The sequence below is a fragment of the Arthrobacter sp. D3-16 genome (assembly GCF_054408515.1).
In genome coordinates this window covers 583,511-597,337 of sequence record NZ_CP096437.1, presented here as the reverse complement: position 1 = coordinate 597,337, position 13,827 = coordinate 583,511, and the positions used below count along the sequence as shown (strand labels likewise).

Annotated in this window: 14 protein-coding genes; 8 read left to right on the top strand and 6 right to left on the bottom strand. The window is 66.2% G+C overall.

What is annotated here, in order from left to right; all coding sequences use genetic code 11:
• Positions 1-7: 7 nt before the first annotated feature.
• A complete protein-coding gene (locus tag M1D32_RS02890; protein WP_458782267.1) occupies positions 8-1,312 on the bottom strand; it encodes a cation:proton antiporter in 1,305 nt (434 codons plus the stop codon).
• Positions 1,313-1,523: 211 nt separating this feature from the next.
• On the opposite strand from M1D32_RS02890, the gene hutG reads away from it, so the two are divergent.
• From hutG to M1D32_RS02875, 3 genes are all read left to right on the top strand, one after another.
• Positions 1,524-2,477: a formimidoylglutamase gene (hutG, locus tag M1D32_RS02885; RefSeq protein WP_458780862.1), complete on the top strand. Its 954-nt coding sequence runs from the start codon at positions 1,524-1,526 to the stop codon at positions 2,475-2,477.
• 98 nt (positions 2,478-2,575) lie between these two features.
• A complete protein-coding gene (locus M1D32_RS02880; RefSeq protein WP_458780861.1) occupies positions 2,576-3,079 on the top strand; it encodes a transporter substrate-binding domain-containing protein in 504 nt (167 codons plus the stop codon).
• Entirely contained in the window at positions 3,076-4,086 is a 1,011-nt protein-coding gene (locus M1D32_RS02875; protein WP_458780860.1) for a cation transporter, read from the top strand. Before M1D32_RS02880 ends, M1D32_RS02875 begins: the two co-directional genes overlap by 4 nt.
• 36 nt (positions 4,087-4,122) lie before the next feature.
• On the opposite strand, the gene M1D32_RS02870 is transcribed toward M1D32_RS02875, so the two are convergent.
• Complete coding sequence (locus tag M1D32_RS02870) at positions 4,123-4,791, bottom strand: response regulator (RefSeq protein WP_458780859.1); 669 nt, start codon at positions 4,789-4,791, stop codon at positions 4,123-4,125.
• Positions 4,788-6,365 (bottom strand): sensor histidine kinase, encoded by a 1,578-nt coding sequence (locus M1D32_RS02865; protein ID WP_458782266.1) that lies wholly within the window; start codon positions 6,363-6,365, stop codon positions 4,788-4,790. The genes M1D32_RS02870 and M1D32_RS02865 overlap by 4 nt, the downstream gene beginning before the upstream one ends.
• 329 nt (positions 6,366-6,694) lie before the next feature.
• Between M1D32_RS02865 and M1D32_RS02860 the strand changes: the two genes are divergently transcribed.
• The 4 genes from M1D32_RS02860 to M1D32_RS02845 all read left to right on the top strand — a co-directional run bounded on the left by M1D32_RS02860 (position 6,695) and on the right by M1D32_RS02845 (position 10,317).
• On the top strand, positions 6,695-7,705 hold the full coding sequence (locus M1D32_RS02860; RefSeq protein WP_458780858.1) for a Bug family tripartite tricarboxylate transporter substrate binding protein: 1,011 nt from the start codon (positions 6,695-6,697) through the stop codon (positions 7,703-7,705).
• Positions 7,702-8,205 (top strand): tripartite tricarboxylate transporter TctB family protein, encoded by a 504-nt coding sequence (locus tag M1D32_RS02855; protein WP_458780857.1) that lies wholly within the window; start codon positions 7,702-7,704, stop codon positions 8,203-8,205. The genes M1D32_RS02860 and M1D32_RS02855 overlap by 4 nt, the downstream gene beginning before the upstream one ends.
• Positions 8,205-9,809, top strand: a complete 1,605-nt coding sequence (locus tag M1D32_RS02850; RefSeq protein ID WP_458780856.1) for a tripartite tricarboxylate transporter permease — start codon at positions 8,205-8,207, stop codon at positions 9,807-9,809. Before M1D32_RS02855 ends, M1D32_RS02850 begins: the two co-directional genes overlap by 1 nt.
• A gap of 115 nt (positions 9,810-9,924) precedes the next feature.
• Positions 9,925-10,317 (top strand): universal stress protein, encoded by a 393-nt coding sequence (locus M1D32_RS02845; RefSeq protein ID WP_458780855.1) that lies wholly within the window; start codon positions 9,925-9,927, stop codon positions 10,315-10,317.
• On the opposite strand, the gene M1D32_RS02840 is transcribed toward M1D32_RS02845, so the two are convergent.
• Positions 10,314-11,252: a fumarylacetoacetate hydrolase family protein gene (locus tag M1D32_RS02840; protein ID WP_458780854.1), complete on the bottom strand. Its 939-nt coding sequence runs from the start codon at positions 11,250-11,252 to the stop codon at positions 10,314-10,316. The genes M1D32_RS02845 and M1D32_RS02840 overlap by 4 nt on opposite strands.
• A 223-nt stretch (positions 11,253-11,475) precedes the next feature.
• On the opposite strand from M1D32_RS02840, the gene M1D32_RS02835 reads away from it, so the two are divergent.
• The gene (locus M1D32_RS02835) at positions 11,476-11,736 is read left to right on the top strand and encodes a hypothetical protein (protein WP_458780853.1); all 261 of its coding nucleotides are present in this window, start codon (positions 11,476-11,478) and stop codon (positions 11,734-11,736) included.
• 94 nt (positions 11,737-11,830) lie between these two features.
• Here the strand turns inward: M1D32_RS02835 and M1D32_RS02830 are convergent, their stop codons facing one another.
• Positions 11,831-12,067, bottom strand: a complete 237-nt coding sequence (locus M1D32_RS02830) for a hypothetical protein (RefSeq protein WP_458780852.1) — start codon at positions 12,065-12,067, stop codon at positions 11,831-11,833.
• Positions 12,068-12,229: 162 nt separating this feature from the next.
• Positions 12,230-13,822 (bottom strand): histidine ammonia-lyase, encoded by a 1,593-nt coding sequence (hutH, locus tag M1D32_RS02825; RefSeq protein WP_458780851.1) that lies wholly within the window; start codon positions 13,820-13,822, stop codon positions 12,230-12,232.
• Positions 13,823-13,827 lie beyond the last annotated feature (5 nt).

The following is a 13,827-nucleotide window of genomic DNA, read 5'->3' as shown; positions in this document are numbered from 1 at the left end:
GGGCTTGCTACACCGGAGTGTTGGGAGCCAGGCCTTCGTCACCGGACACGGCGCGGGCTTTCTTCTCGCGCAGTTTGTCCAGCCGGTTCATGAGCGGCGAGGTGGTGGCGCCATGGATCACGATGGACAGCGCCACCACCAGGCCCACGAATGCCCACAGCCACTCCGCCTGGTCCGTAAACTTGCCCTTGCCCAGGGCGTAGGAGAGGTAGTACAGCGAGCCGATCCCGCGGATCCCGAAGAACGAGAGGGCGATCCGCTCCCGGGGCCCGGTTTTGCCGCCCAGCAGCCCCAGCCAGCCGGCCAGCGGCCGGACCACCAGCAGGAACGCGAGGGCCACGAGCACTTCGGCCCAGCCAATCCCCTCGAGCAGCCCGCGGGCGATTGCACCGCCCAGCAGGACCAGGATCACCACTGTCATGAGCCGTTCCAACTGCTCCACGTACGAGTGCAGCACCCGGTGGTAGCCGTGCGTGTGCTCGGCGGCGCGGATGGTGACCGCGCAGACAAACACCGCGATGAACCCGTAGCCCTCGATCATTTCGGTGACGCCGTAGGCCAGGAACGTGGCAGCGAGCGCCACGAACCCTTCCGAGTGGTTGGAGAGCCGCAAACTTTCCGCCCGGGCGGAAAAGAATATTCTGGCCAGCACTTTGCCGGTGAGGAAGCCCAGGAGGAGCCCGACGGTGAGCCGCCATAGGACGTCCACCCCGAACCATTCGGGGAACCAGGCTGAAGGGGATGATCCGGCGATGCTGATCGCGATGGCAAGGTAGACGAAAGGAAAGGCCAGGCCGTCGTTAAGGCCGGCCTCGGACGTGAGGCCGAACCGCACCTCGTCCTCCTTGTTGGCGCCCTCCTCGTGGTCTGCCGGCTCGCCAACCTGTACTTCCGAGGCCAGGACGGGATCAGTGGGCGCGAGGCTGGAGGCCACCAGCAAGGCGGCACCGAGCCCAAGACCGAGGAACCACAGCCCCAGCAGGGTCAGGGCGATGATGCACAGAGGCATGGCAATCCCCAGCAGCCGCCATGTGGTGGCCCAGCGTTTGCGCCCCACCGGCCGGTCAAGGGCCAGCCCCGCGCCCATGAGGGAAATGATCACGCAGACTTCCGAAAGGTGCAGGACAAAGTCGGAATGCACCACCGGATCGGGGTCGGGAAGGGTGGGAATCAGGGCGAACGCAGCCATTCCCGCGCCAAGGAAGACCATGGGCATGGAGAAGGGCATGTCTCGCAGCAGCTTGGGCAGCACCGCGGCGACGAACACCGCAAGGCCAGCGGCCGCAAACAGGATGTTGGGGGCTTCAAACACGTTGCTGTTCTCCGGCCTGGATCGTTGCGCCCTGCTGGCGCGGCAAGATTTCATTGGGGTCCCGGAAAGGGATTGCTCCACCATAGCCCGTCCGGTGCCCTCCAGGGATGAGCTGGCTTCGGTCCTGCTTTCGGCGGCTGATTCTTGGATTCCAGACATGACCACAGCGGCGTTGCTGGTTTTGGCGGCCGGCATGCGGTGAGCTTGAGGCATGCCTGCCTCAATCCGCGCCGTCGACGTCCCTCCAAAGCCGTGGAACGGAAGGTTTGACGGTGAGGGAGCCGAGCACCGCCGCTGGTGGCAGGCTGTCACGCCGTACCAAGGCGGAACTGCAACAGCCGCGGCACCCAAGCCCGCCGTCCTGCTCGGTTTCTGCAGCGATGAAGGCGTGCGCCGGAACAAAGGCCGCACGGGAGCGGCCGCCGCCCCGGCTGCACTCCGTGCCGCCCTCGGGCCGCTGGCGTTCCACCTGGACCGGCCCGTTGCCGACGCCGGGGACGTGGTGGTTTCCGGCAATAATCTTGAAGCCGGCCAGGAGCGCGCCGGCCAGGCTGTTGCGGCGATGCTCGACGACGGGCACCTCACCGTGGTGCTGGGCGGCGGCCACGAAACCGCCTACGCCAGCTACCTGGGCGTGGCCGGATCCGCTGCCGTCCAGGGCGGCCAACGGCTGGGCGTCCTGAACCTGGACGCACACTTTGACCTGCGCGATGAGCCCAAACCCAGTTCCGGGACGCCGTTCCTCCAGATGGCCCGGGCAGAAGCCGCCGCCGGGCGGGACTTCCGGTACGCCGTCGTCGGGATTTCCGAACCCAACAACACCCGTGCCCTGTTCGATACCGCAGAGGAACTGGGCGTCCGCTACCTGCTCGACGAGGACTGCGGGGCGGAGCGCGTGCGGGACTTCGTGGCAGGCTTCCTCGCGGATATTGATGTCCTGTACCTGACCATCGACCTTGACGTGCTGCCGGCAGCGGTGGCCCCGGGCGTCAGCGCGCCGGCAGCGTACGGCGTGCCGCTCGCAGTCATCAGCGCGGTGTGCCGCCAGGTGACCAACTCCGGCAAGCTGCTCCACCTGGATGTCGCAGAGCTGAACCCCGGGTTCGATATCGATGGCAGGACCGCGAAAGTCGCCGCGCGCCTGATCGGGACCCTGCTGCGCTGATGCCTCTGTGGCTGGTCCTTTGATGCGGCTCCAGCCCCCAAAAAAGTAAGTAGGCTGTCTAATATTGGACTTTCTACCGACGGAAGGGAGTAAGCGGAATGCGGCGCCGAGGAATGGTGGCAGGACTGCTGCTGGCCGTCCTGCTGATGCTCACCGGCTGCGCGGGCAGCTTCCCCGCCGACCCACAGGGGACCCTGGAGAAAGCCCAGGGCGGAACCCTCCGCGTCGGCGCAAGCATGAACGGCGACTGGGTCCGGATTTCGGCAGATGCCAGCGGCGATGTCAGCACCAGAGAGGTCCAGGGCACGGAAGCGGACCTGGTGCGGGACTTCGCGGCGCAGCTGGGCGCAGACGTTGAATGGGTGGCAGGAACCGAGCAGGTCCTGGCCGAAGAGCTCAAGCACGGCGGGCTGGACCTGGTGATCGGCGGGCTGGACGAGAAAACACCGTGGGTAACGCATGCCGGCCTGACCCGCCCCTACGCGGAATCCCGCGACGGGCGCGGAAACGTCCACAAACACGTCATGCTGGTGCCACTGGGCGAAAACGCCTTCCTGCTTGAACTCGATAAGTTCCTGATGGCAGCGAAGGAGCAGAAATGACGAACGTCACGAGCCATGACGCTGTCCGGTTTGGAAACACCGAACTGCCTCCGGAACAGCAGGAGGCGTTGCGCAAGGCCATTAGGGTCGAATGGGCCACCATGGGTTTCCTGGTGGTCACTACCACCATGGTGTTCCTGGTGCTGGGCAACTCGCAGGCCATGAAGGCCGCCTGGATCGAGGACCTCCTTTCCTTCCTGCCGCCCATCTCCTTCCTGGTGGCGGCGCATGCCATCCGCAAACCTCCCTCCGAGAAGCATCCCTATGGCTACCACCGGTCCACCGGGGTGGCGCACCTGGTGGCCGCCGTCGCGCTGACGGTGATGGGTGGTTACCTCCTGGTGGAGTCCGGCCTTGGCCTGCTCAAGGCGGAGCATCCCACCATCGGGGGCATCGAGCTTTTCGGCAACACCATCTGGCTTGGCTGGCTGATGATGGCCGTCATGGTCGTCACCGCGGCGCCGCCGGTTTTCCTGGGCCGGGCCAAGATGAAACTCGCCGAGAAACTGCACGACAAAGTGCTCTACGCGGATGCGGACATGAACAAGGCCGACTGGATGACGGCTATAGCGGCGGTAGCCGGCGTGGCAGGTATCGGAATGGGTCTCTGGTGGGCTGACTACGCTGCCGCACTGATCATCTCGGCGAGCATCCTGCACGACGGCTTCAAGAACACCCGCGCCGCTGTTTCCGCCCTGATGGACAAGCGAGCCATGACCTACGACGACGGCAAGCCCCACCCGCTGGGCCGGCAACTGGATGAGTACCTCGGCGGCCTCGACTGGACTGAGGATGCCAAGTCGCGGATACGCGACGAAGGGCACGTCTTCCATGTGGAGTCCTTCGTGGTTCCGGCGGGACAGGTGATGCCCTCCCTTGAACAGCTCCAAGCGGCGCGCGATGCCTGCGTGGCCATGGACTGGAAAGTGCAGGACATGGTGATCGTCCCCGTGGCGGAGCTGCCCGCCGAGTTCCTCCCGGGCCCCACGCCGGGGGCCGAGCGCTGAGGCTGGGGCCCGAGGGCTAAGGCCGCCGGCCCCGTTTTACTGGCCCTTGAGGACGTAGCGCCGCTCCGGACGCCCCACTCCGTACTTGAGCCGAACCTCAAGGCTTCCTTCGTCGTGCAGGTATTCCAGGTACCGGCGGGCGCTGACTCTTGACGTTCCCAGCTGTTCGGCCACCTCGGCGGCGGACAGATCGCCGTCGGCCGCTTGGAGCGCTGCCTCCACGAGCTTGAGCGTCTCGATGCTGCAGCCCTTCGGGAGCGGCCGCTCTGTCCGGTCCAGGCCGAACACCCGGTTTACGTCCGACTGCTCCGCCACGTCCTTGGCCGAGTCCAGGCCCTGGTACGCGCTCCGGTAATGCTCCAGGCGCTCCTGCAGGTCGGACTGCGAAAACGGCTTGATCAGGTAGTGCACAATTCCGCCGCGCAGGGCCTTGCGCACGGTTTCCACCTCGCGGGCCGCGCTGATAACCAGTACATCCAGCTCCGGGGCGACGTCCCGCAACCGGTGCATGAGGTCCAGTCCGTTAATGTCCGGGAGGTGGATGTCCAACAGCACCAGGTCCGGCTGCAGCCGTTCCGTTTCAAGCACCGCCTGGGCACCCGTATGGGCCACCCCCACCACGGAGAACCCGGGGGTCCGCTGGATGAACCCGGCGTGGACCTTGGCCACCATAAAGTCGTCATCGACGATCAGCACCTTGATCATGGCTGCGTTGCACCCCTTTTGAATCGTGCTGTGAAGACTGCCCCATTGTCGTTGGCCACTGTGAGGTCGCCGCCGGAACGCCGGCAGACCACGCGTGAGAGAGCCAGCCCAAAGCCGCGGCCGTCTGCCGGTCCTGCTTCCTTGGTGGAGAAGCCCTGCCGGAAGATTTCCTCCACAGCTTCGGCCGGGACGCCCGGGCCGGTGTCCCGGACCGTGACGGTGACGTGGTCCCCGCTGTCCTCGACCAGCACGCGGACAGCGGCGCCCGGAAGTCCGGTGACGGCGTCGAACGCGTTGTCCACGAGGTTACCCACCACAGTGGTGAGGTCCCGGGACAGGTCATCGCTGACTTGGCGCAGGGCTGACTCGGGATCGAGCTGCAGTGCCACGCCCCGTTCGGTGGCGAGACTGGACTTGGCGATCAGCAGTGCGGCGAGCGCAGGGTCCTGGATGCGGCTGGTGACTTCGTCGTTCAGCCTGGTCCGGTCCACCGTGGCCCCATTGACGAACTGCACCACGGAATCGTATTCGCCGATCTGGATCAGCCCTGAGATGACGTGCAGCTGGTTGGCGAACTCATGGGCCTGGGCACGCAGGGTGTCCGTGGCGGTGCGGGTGGCGCCCAGCTCACGCTCCAGCGAGGACAGCTCGGTCCGGTCCCGCAGGGTGGTGACAGAGCCGATGTCGCGGCCGCGGGAACGGATGGGGACGCGGTTCGCCACCACCAGGCGCTCCCCCACCAGCACCAGCTGGTCCGGGTCCGGCTGCTCGCGGGTCAGGACCACCTTAAGCGCCGGGTCCACGGGCAGGGAGGCGAGTTTCTTGCCCACGCAGTCCTGCGGCAATCCCAGCAGTTTCCGTGCACTGTCATTGGCCACGGTGATGCGCTCGTGGGGATCCAGCGCCACCACCCCCTCCTTCAGGCCGTGCAGCATGGCCTCCCGGTTTTCCACGAGGCCGGTAATCTCGCTGGGCTCCATGCCCAGGGTCTGCCGTTTGACGCGGCGGGACAGCAGCAGCGAGCCCGCCACGCCCAGGACACTGGCGACGCCGAGATACGTCAGCAGGTTGGGAACGGCGTCACCCAGCCGCTCAAGGGTGGACGGGTAGTTGCGGCTGACGGAGGCGATGCCGATCATAGTTCCGGCGTCGTCGAGCACCGGCACATGGGCGGACAGGACGGCGGCGCCCCTGCCACCCACCACCCCGGTCCAGGCGCGGCCCTCCATCACCCTGCTGGGGCCAAGTTCCAGCGGGTTGCCCAGCAGGCCGGGATCGGAAGCGGCCACCACCGTCCGGTCCAGCTTTGCGAGCGCCACGTGCGAGGACCCCGACACTGTTCGGACGGATTCCGCCACAGCAGGGAGGGCAGCCCCCACCCGTGGTTGGGCGTCGGGCAGCAGCGCCCGTACCGCGGGGTTGTTGCCCAGGGCCTCGGCTGCCGACAGCGCCCGCCGGCCCTCGATGCGTTCAAAGGCTGCAGCGGACTGGGCCAGGGAGATGGCCACCACCGCCACCAGGACGGCCAGGACGATCAGCAACTGCAGCACAAGGTACTGCCCGGCGAGGGACATTCCTCTTCGTCGAGTCACTGCGTGGATTCCTTTTAGTGGTGGTTCAAGTGCCTGGGGACGATGGTGTGCAGACAAGCGGTGCCCGTCCCCTCCCGGCGTATCGGAACTATACCGCAGGGTGGCTGGACCAGCCGGGACCGCCGTCACAGCCGTTCCGTAGCCGTGCTGCCGGAGCGATGTGGGGCCCCGGAAACGTGAACGAAATGAACTTAACTTTCTCTGCGTACACAAGAGTGATGGGCATCACGGATGGACCTAGCATCAAAGCACAAGGTCAGGTTTTCGCTGATCGTCCCCGCAGAGCACGCATCACTGAGAAGAGGAACACCATGCGCCAGATCCGCGCATTGCGAGTCGCCGCCGTCGCCGCCGGCATCGCCCTGATGGCCACCGGCTGCGGTGCCACCGGCAAGAGCTCCACCGGTTCGGAAAGCTCCGGCGCCGCTGCCGGACCCATCACCGGACTGCAGATCATGGTCCCCAACACCCCGGGTGGCGGTTACGACACCACGGCCCGCGCAGCAGCCAAGGTCCTCGACGACGAGAAGATCTCCACCAACACCGAAGTCTTCAACCTCGCCGGCGCCGGCGGCACGGTGGGCCTGGCCCGCGTGGTCAACGAAAAGGGCAACGGCGACCTCGCCATGCTCATGGGCCTGGGCGTTGTGGGCGCCAGCTACACGAACAAGTCCGAGTCGAAGCTGACCGAGACCACCCCGCTGGCCCGCCTGATTGAAGAACCGGGCGCCATCATGGTCAGCAAGGATTCCCCCTACAAGACCATCGACGACCTGGTTAACGCCTGGAAGGCCGACCCCGCTTCCATCGCCGTGGGCGGCGGCTCCTCCCCCGGCGGCCCTGACCACCTCCTGCCCATGCAGCTGGCGGGCGCCGTGGGCATCGACGCGACCAAGGTCAACTTCGTCTCCTACGACGGCGGCGGCGACCTCCTGCCGGCAATCCTCGGGAACAAGCTTGGCTTTGCCGCCTCCGGTGCGGGCGAGTTCCTGCAGCAGATCCAGTCCGGCGAAGTCCGCGTCCTGGCAACCAGTGGCGAGAAACGGCTTGAGGGTGTGGATGCCCCCACGCTGAAGGAATCCAACATCGACCTGGTGTTCACCAACTGGCGCGGCATCGTGGCCCCTCCGGGCATCAGCGACGAGGACAAGGCATCCCTGATCGCCGCCCTTGAGAAGATGCACGCCACCGAGGGCTGGAAGGAAGCACTGAAGACCCACAGCTGGTCGGACGCCTTCATCACCGGCGACGAGTTCGAATCGTTCCTCACCGACCAGGACAAGCGGGTGGCGGACGTCCTCACCAAGCTTGGGTTGGCGTGAGCTCCCTGATCTCAGGCCTGAAAGGCCGCGCCGAGCTGGGAGTTGCCCTCCTGCTCGGCGCGGCCGGCGTCCTGGTCTTCCTGGACGCCAACCGCCTGGCAACCCCGTACTCCCAATCCGATCCGGTTGGCCCCAAGACCGTTCCGTACATCGTGGCCGGTTTGCTGGTGGCCTGCGCAGTCCTGCTGGCAGTTAACGTCATCCGCGGCGGCCAGGGCGAGGCGGAAGGCGGCGAAGACGTCGACCTCACCCACCCCGCAGACTGGAAGACCATCCTGCCCCTGGCAGGAGCCTTTATCCTGAACATCCTGCTCATCGACTGGGCCGGATGGGTCATCTCCGGCACTGTCCTTTTCTGGGGCAGCGTCCTGGCACTGGGCAGCCGCCACTACATCCGGGACGGGCTCATCTCCGTGGCACTGTCCCTGCTGACCTTCTACGGCTTCTACCTCGGCCTCGGCATCGCACTGCCCGCCGGACTCCTGGAAGGAATCCTCTGATGGACGTCTGGTCCTCACTGATGGACGGTTTCGCCACCGCCCTCACCCCGATGAACTTCCTCTACGCCGTGATCGGCGTACTCCTGGGCACCGCCGTCGGCGTCCTTCCGGGCCTGGGCCCCGCCATGACCGTGGCACTGCTGCTTCCGGTCACCTACGCCCTCGAACCCACCAGCGCCTTCATTATGTTCGCCGGCATCTACTACGGCGGCATGTACGGCGGCTCCACCACCTCCATCCTGCTGAATACACCCGGCGAATCGTCGTCGGTGGTCACGGCCATCGAAGGCAACAAGATGGCCAAGGCGGGCCGGGCGGCGCAGGCACTTGCGACGGCGGCCATCGGCTCGTTCGTCGCCGGCACCATCGGCACCGCCCTGCTTGCCGTCTGCGCACCGATCGTGGTCCAGTTCGCCGTCAGCCTGGGTGCCCCCAGCTACTTCGCCATCATGGTCCTGGCCCTGCTGGCCGTCACTGCGGTCCTGGGCTCATCCCGGCTCCGCGGCTTTGCCTCGCTGGCCCTCGGCCTCGCCATCGGCCTGGTGGGAATCGACTCCGTCACCGGCCAGCGCCGCCTGACCTTCGGCCAGCCGCTGCTGGCGGACGGCCTGGACATCGTGGTGGTGGCCGTAGCCATCTTCGCCGTGGGTGAAGCCCTGTGGGTAGCCGCACACCTGCGCCGCACCCCGCTGCACGTCATTCCGGTTGGCCGTCCCTGGATGGGCAGGAAGGACTGGAGCCGCTCCTGGAAGCCCTGGCTGCGCGGTACCGCCTTCGGCTTCCCGTTCGGCGCCCTTCCCGCAGGCGGCGCCGAGATCCCCACATTCCTGTCCTACGTCACCGAGAAGCGCCTGACAAAGCACCCGGAGGAATTCGGCAAGGGCGCCATCGAGGGTGTGGCCGGTCCGGAAGCTGCGAACAACGCAGCTGCCGCGGGCACCCTCACCCCCATGCTTGCCCTGGGCCTGCCCACCAACGCCACCGCTGCAGTGATGCTGGCCGCGTTCACCTCGTACGGCATCCAGCCGGGTCCGCAGCTGTTCTCCAGCCAGGGCCCCCTGGTGTGGGCGCTGATCGCAAGCCTGTTCATCGGCAACCTGCTGCTCCTGCTGATCAACCTGCCGCTCGCTCCGCTGTGGGCGAAGCTCCTGCAGCTGCCGCGGCCGTACCTGTACGCGGGCATCCTCTTCTTCGCCACGCTGGGCGCCTATTCGGTGAACCTGCAGGCCTTCGACCTGGTGCTCCTGCTGGTCCTCGGCGCACTCGGCTTCATGATGCGGCGGTTCGGGCTGCCGGTCCTGCCGCTCATCCTCGGCGTGATCCTGGGCCCGCGCATCGAAGGCCAGCTCCGGAAGACCCTGCAGCTCAGCGCGGGCGACCCGGCCGGGCTCTTCAGCGAGCCGATCGCCGTCGTTATCTACGTCATCGTGGGACTCATCCTGCTGTGGCCGCTGCTCTTCAAGCTGTTCCGGCGGGCACGTCCGGCGCAGAACACCGTGATCCCTGCCAACTCCGGCGCCACCGTGCCCAGGGAGGCTGGCGGCAGCGTAAGCCACGGCAGCCACCGCGCCGACGGATCGGCTGACGGCGACGGCGACGGCTGACAGGCCGTCCCGCATCTCCTCCAGGCATCAACTACCCTCCCCACGGACCCCCTAACCTCGCAAGCCCGGCCAGGGAACCCTGTCCATGTGGCCCCAGAAAAACAAAGGAGAGACCATGACTATCGTGGTGGGATACGTCCCGACCCCCGAGGGCGAAGCAGCCCTGACCCAGGCCATCCACGAAGCCCGGAAGAACAACACCAGGCTGCTGGTCATCAATTCCTCCAAGGGTGACGCCCTGGTGGACAACCGTTACGCCCAGGAGCCGGAGATCCAGAGCATCGAGGACCGGCTGGCCACCCAGGGCATCGACCACGTGATCAAGCAGCCGGTCCGTGGACACGATGCCGCCGCCGAGGTCCTGGATGCCGCGGAGGAGAACAACGCCGAGCTGATCGTCATCGGCCTGCGCCGGCGTACGCCGGTGGGCAAGCTCATCATGGGCAGCGTGTCGCAGCGGATCCTGCTGGAGGCGGACTGCCCGGTCCTGGCGGTCAAGGCCGGCTAGCGGGACTGCAGCTGTTCCTGCGGCTGTTCCTGTTCCTGTTCCTGCGGCGCAGGCTGCCCCGTCCGGGGCTGCCCTGCACGGTAAAGTTCCTGGCGCTGGCGCCCCAACCCCTCTACCTCCACCTCGACGACGTCGCCTGGCTGGAGGTAGGGGAAGCGGCCGCTCAGCGCCACCCCCTCTGGAGTCCCGGTGAGAATCACATCACCGGGCTCCAGTCGCATGTACTGGCTGCAGTGGTGGACCAGGGTGGGTGCATCGAAAATGAGTTCTGACGTCCTGGAGTCCTGCCGTGCTTCCCTGTTGACCCAGCTGCGCAGCCGAAGGTTGCCGGCGTCGATGTCGTCTGCCGGGACAAGCCATGGGCCCAATGGCGTTGAACCCGGCAGTGTTTTGCCCTTGGTCCACTGCCCGGCAGCCCCCGGAAGCTGGTACTCCCGCTCGGAGAAGTCGTTGGCCGTGACGTACCCGGCGATGCACTGCTTTGCCTCGGCCACGGATTCGAGGTAACTGGCTTCCCTGCCAATCACAATGCCCAGTTCCACTTCCCAGTCATATTTACTGGAGCGGGGCGGCATAGGGGCGGGGTCGTGGGGCCCCACTACCGTGTTGGTGGGCTTGAGGAACACCACGGGAATCTCCGGTGGTGCCGAGCCGGACTCAGCCGCGTGGGCGGCGTAGTTCATGCCGATGCCCACCACTGCTCCCGGGCGCGCCAGCGGTGCCCCGACGCGAAGGGCGGCTGCTTCCGCCAGGACCGGCAAGATACCTGCATCCAGTGCTTCCCGGACCTTGCCCAGCCCTCCGGCTGCGAGGAAGGCGCCGTCCACATCCCGCGTCAGGGGCAGCAGGCTGAAGTATTGCCCGGTTCCGTCTTCGGATGACATCATGACGGCCGGCTGTTCATTGCCGCTGTCTCCCAGGCGCATGATCTTCATACAGGCATTCCCTCTTTCTGGAGCCGGATGGTTCGTGGAATACCACCATGGTGGCTGAGGCTGGATGCCTTACGCCACTGCACCGTTTGTGACTGCGCCGGCGTTCAGTTTTGCAGCTTTCCGGTGCCTTTACAGCTGCTCCACTGGGCAGTCATCTGACATTAAGCTGGCCGGCCGGTAGACTAGCTAGGCCCTGGGGGACGAAACACAGAAAGTTCAGTACATGTCTACAGCCACTCTGGAACGCGTTCCGGCCCCTTCCGTCTCCACGGAAGAGCCGCTGAACCGGACCATCGACCTGGAGTTTTCCACCGCAGGCGAAATGCACGCAGGCCTGGAAGAGGCCGTTGCCGAGCTGATCGAGGTAGCTGCCAAGGAAGCCTCCTGCGGGATCCTGGTTACCCGGCTGCATCCCGGCCGCTATACCGTAGCGCTGGATGAATCAGTGCCGTTCGGCGAAACCTACGAGGCCATCGCCGCCTAACAGTTTGCGACGGACGCCTCTCCGCGCATTAAACAAAAGTCCCCGCCCTGCTCACGCAGGGCGGGGACTTTTGTTTTTCGTATTGCGAAGGCTGTCAGCCGCGGCGTACCTGCACGCCGTCGGATTTCAGGAAGAGCTGCTTCTCAGTCGGGCCGGCCGGCACAAGCCACAGAACGTTTCCGCTCTGGGACACTTCTTCCACCTCCCCGGTGGCTACCACATGCGCCTGCTTGATGATCTCGACGCGTTCCCCGGCCTGAAGAGTCCTCCAGTCGGTGACCGCGGCGGAATGGGCATGGCGCCTCGACAGGACTGCCCCACGTGCTTTCATTTGAACTTCTACCCCTTTGTATATGTTCCGCGCCACAGCCTCTTTGATGTGACTTTCACTACATCTTCAGTTCTACTACACTCACCGTCCGCCTGATGACTGTGTCGCCGGAAATTCCACCAGGCGGACGCTTTGTGCTGAGAAGGTGAAGATTCTTCGCAACTAGGCCAGTGCGCCAACGGCAGATTCGGCTGCCCGGCGCACCTCCCCGGCTGCCACCCAACGGTCCGCTGCCTCCAGCTCGGGTGAGAGGAAACGGTCCGTTCCCGCCCCGTCCACTACAGCGCGAAGGGCGGCGACGACGGCAGCGCCTGCCGGTCCCGGCGTCAACACTCCACCCGAAAGCTGGGTGCGGATGTCCAGCGCACGGGCGGACGTCACCAGTTCGATGGCCAACACCCGCCGCAGGTTCTCCACCGCCTTCCGCAGCTTGCGCGCCGCGTGCCAGCCCATGGAGACGTGGTCTTCCTGCATGGCGGAACTTGGGATGGAGTCCACTGAAGCGGGGACAGCGAGCCGCTTGTTGTCCGATACCAGGCCTGCCTGGGTGTACTGGGCAATCATGAGGCCGGAATCGACGCCGGGGTCAGCTGCGAGGAAGGCAGGAAGGCCGTGGGAACGGGCCGGATCCAGCATCCTGTCGGTTCGCCGCTCTGCGATGGAGCTCAGGTCGGCGACGGCGATGGCCAGGAAGTCCAGGACGTAGGCCACCGGGGCGCCGTGGAAATTGCCGTTGGAGCTGACGCGTCCGTCGGGAAGGACCACCGGGTTATCGATGGCCGCGTCCAGTTCACGCGAAGCGACGAGCGCTGCATGGTCCAGCGTGTCCCGGACGGCACCGGCAACCTGCGGGGCGCAGCGGAGCGAGTATGCGTCCTGTACCCGGGAGTCCCCCACCCGGTGGGAGGCAACAATCGGAGAATCGGACAGCACACGCAGCATGTTGTCAGCGCTTGCCGCCTGGCCCGGGTGCGGGCGCAGCGCGGCGTGAAGTTCCGGCAGGAACACCTGGTCGGTGCCCAGCAATGCCTCGACGCTCAGCGCTGCGGTGATATCCGCCGTCGTCAGCAGCTGGCGAAGGTCCGCGATGGCCATCAGGAGCATGCCCAGCATGCCTTCCGTGCCGTTGACCAACGCCAGTCCTTCCTTCTCGGCAAGGGTGACCGGCGCGATTCCGTGCCCGGCCAGAAGTTCGGCGACGGCGGGGCGGCCGGCAATGCCGTAGAGCTCGCCGTCCGGCCCGGCTGCTTCACCCTCCCCCATCAGGACCAGGGCGCAGTGGGACAGCGGCGCGAGGTCGCCGGAACAGCCCAGGGAACCAAATTCACGGACAAGGGGGGTGATGCCGGCGTTGAGCACGTCCACCATGGTCTGCAGGACCACGGGGCGGATGCCGGTGCGGCCGGAGGCGAGGGTCTTGGCGCGCAGGAACATGATGCCGCGCACCACTTCACGCTCTACGGCAGGACCCATGCCGGCAGCGTGGCTGCGGATCAGGCTCTTCTGCAACTGGGTGCGCAGTTCGTTGGGGATGTGACGGTTGGCCAGGGCGCCGAAGCCGGTGGAGATTCCGTACGCCGGGACGTCGCTGGCAGCCAGGTCGTCAATGTGTGCCCGGACCTTGGCAACGGTTTCCAGTGCTTCCGGCGAGATGGCGACCTTGGCGTTGTGGCGCGCGACGGCGACGACATCCTCGGGCGTGACCCCGCTGGAGCCAAGGGTGACGGTCAACGGTTCGTGGGTGATTGCAGTCACTTGTG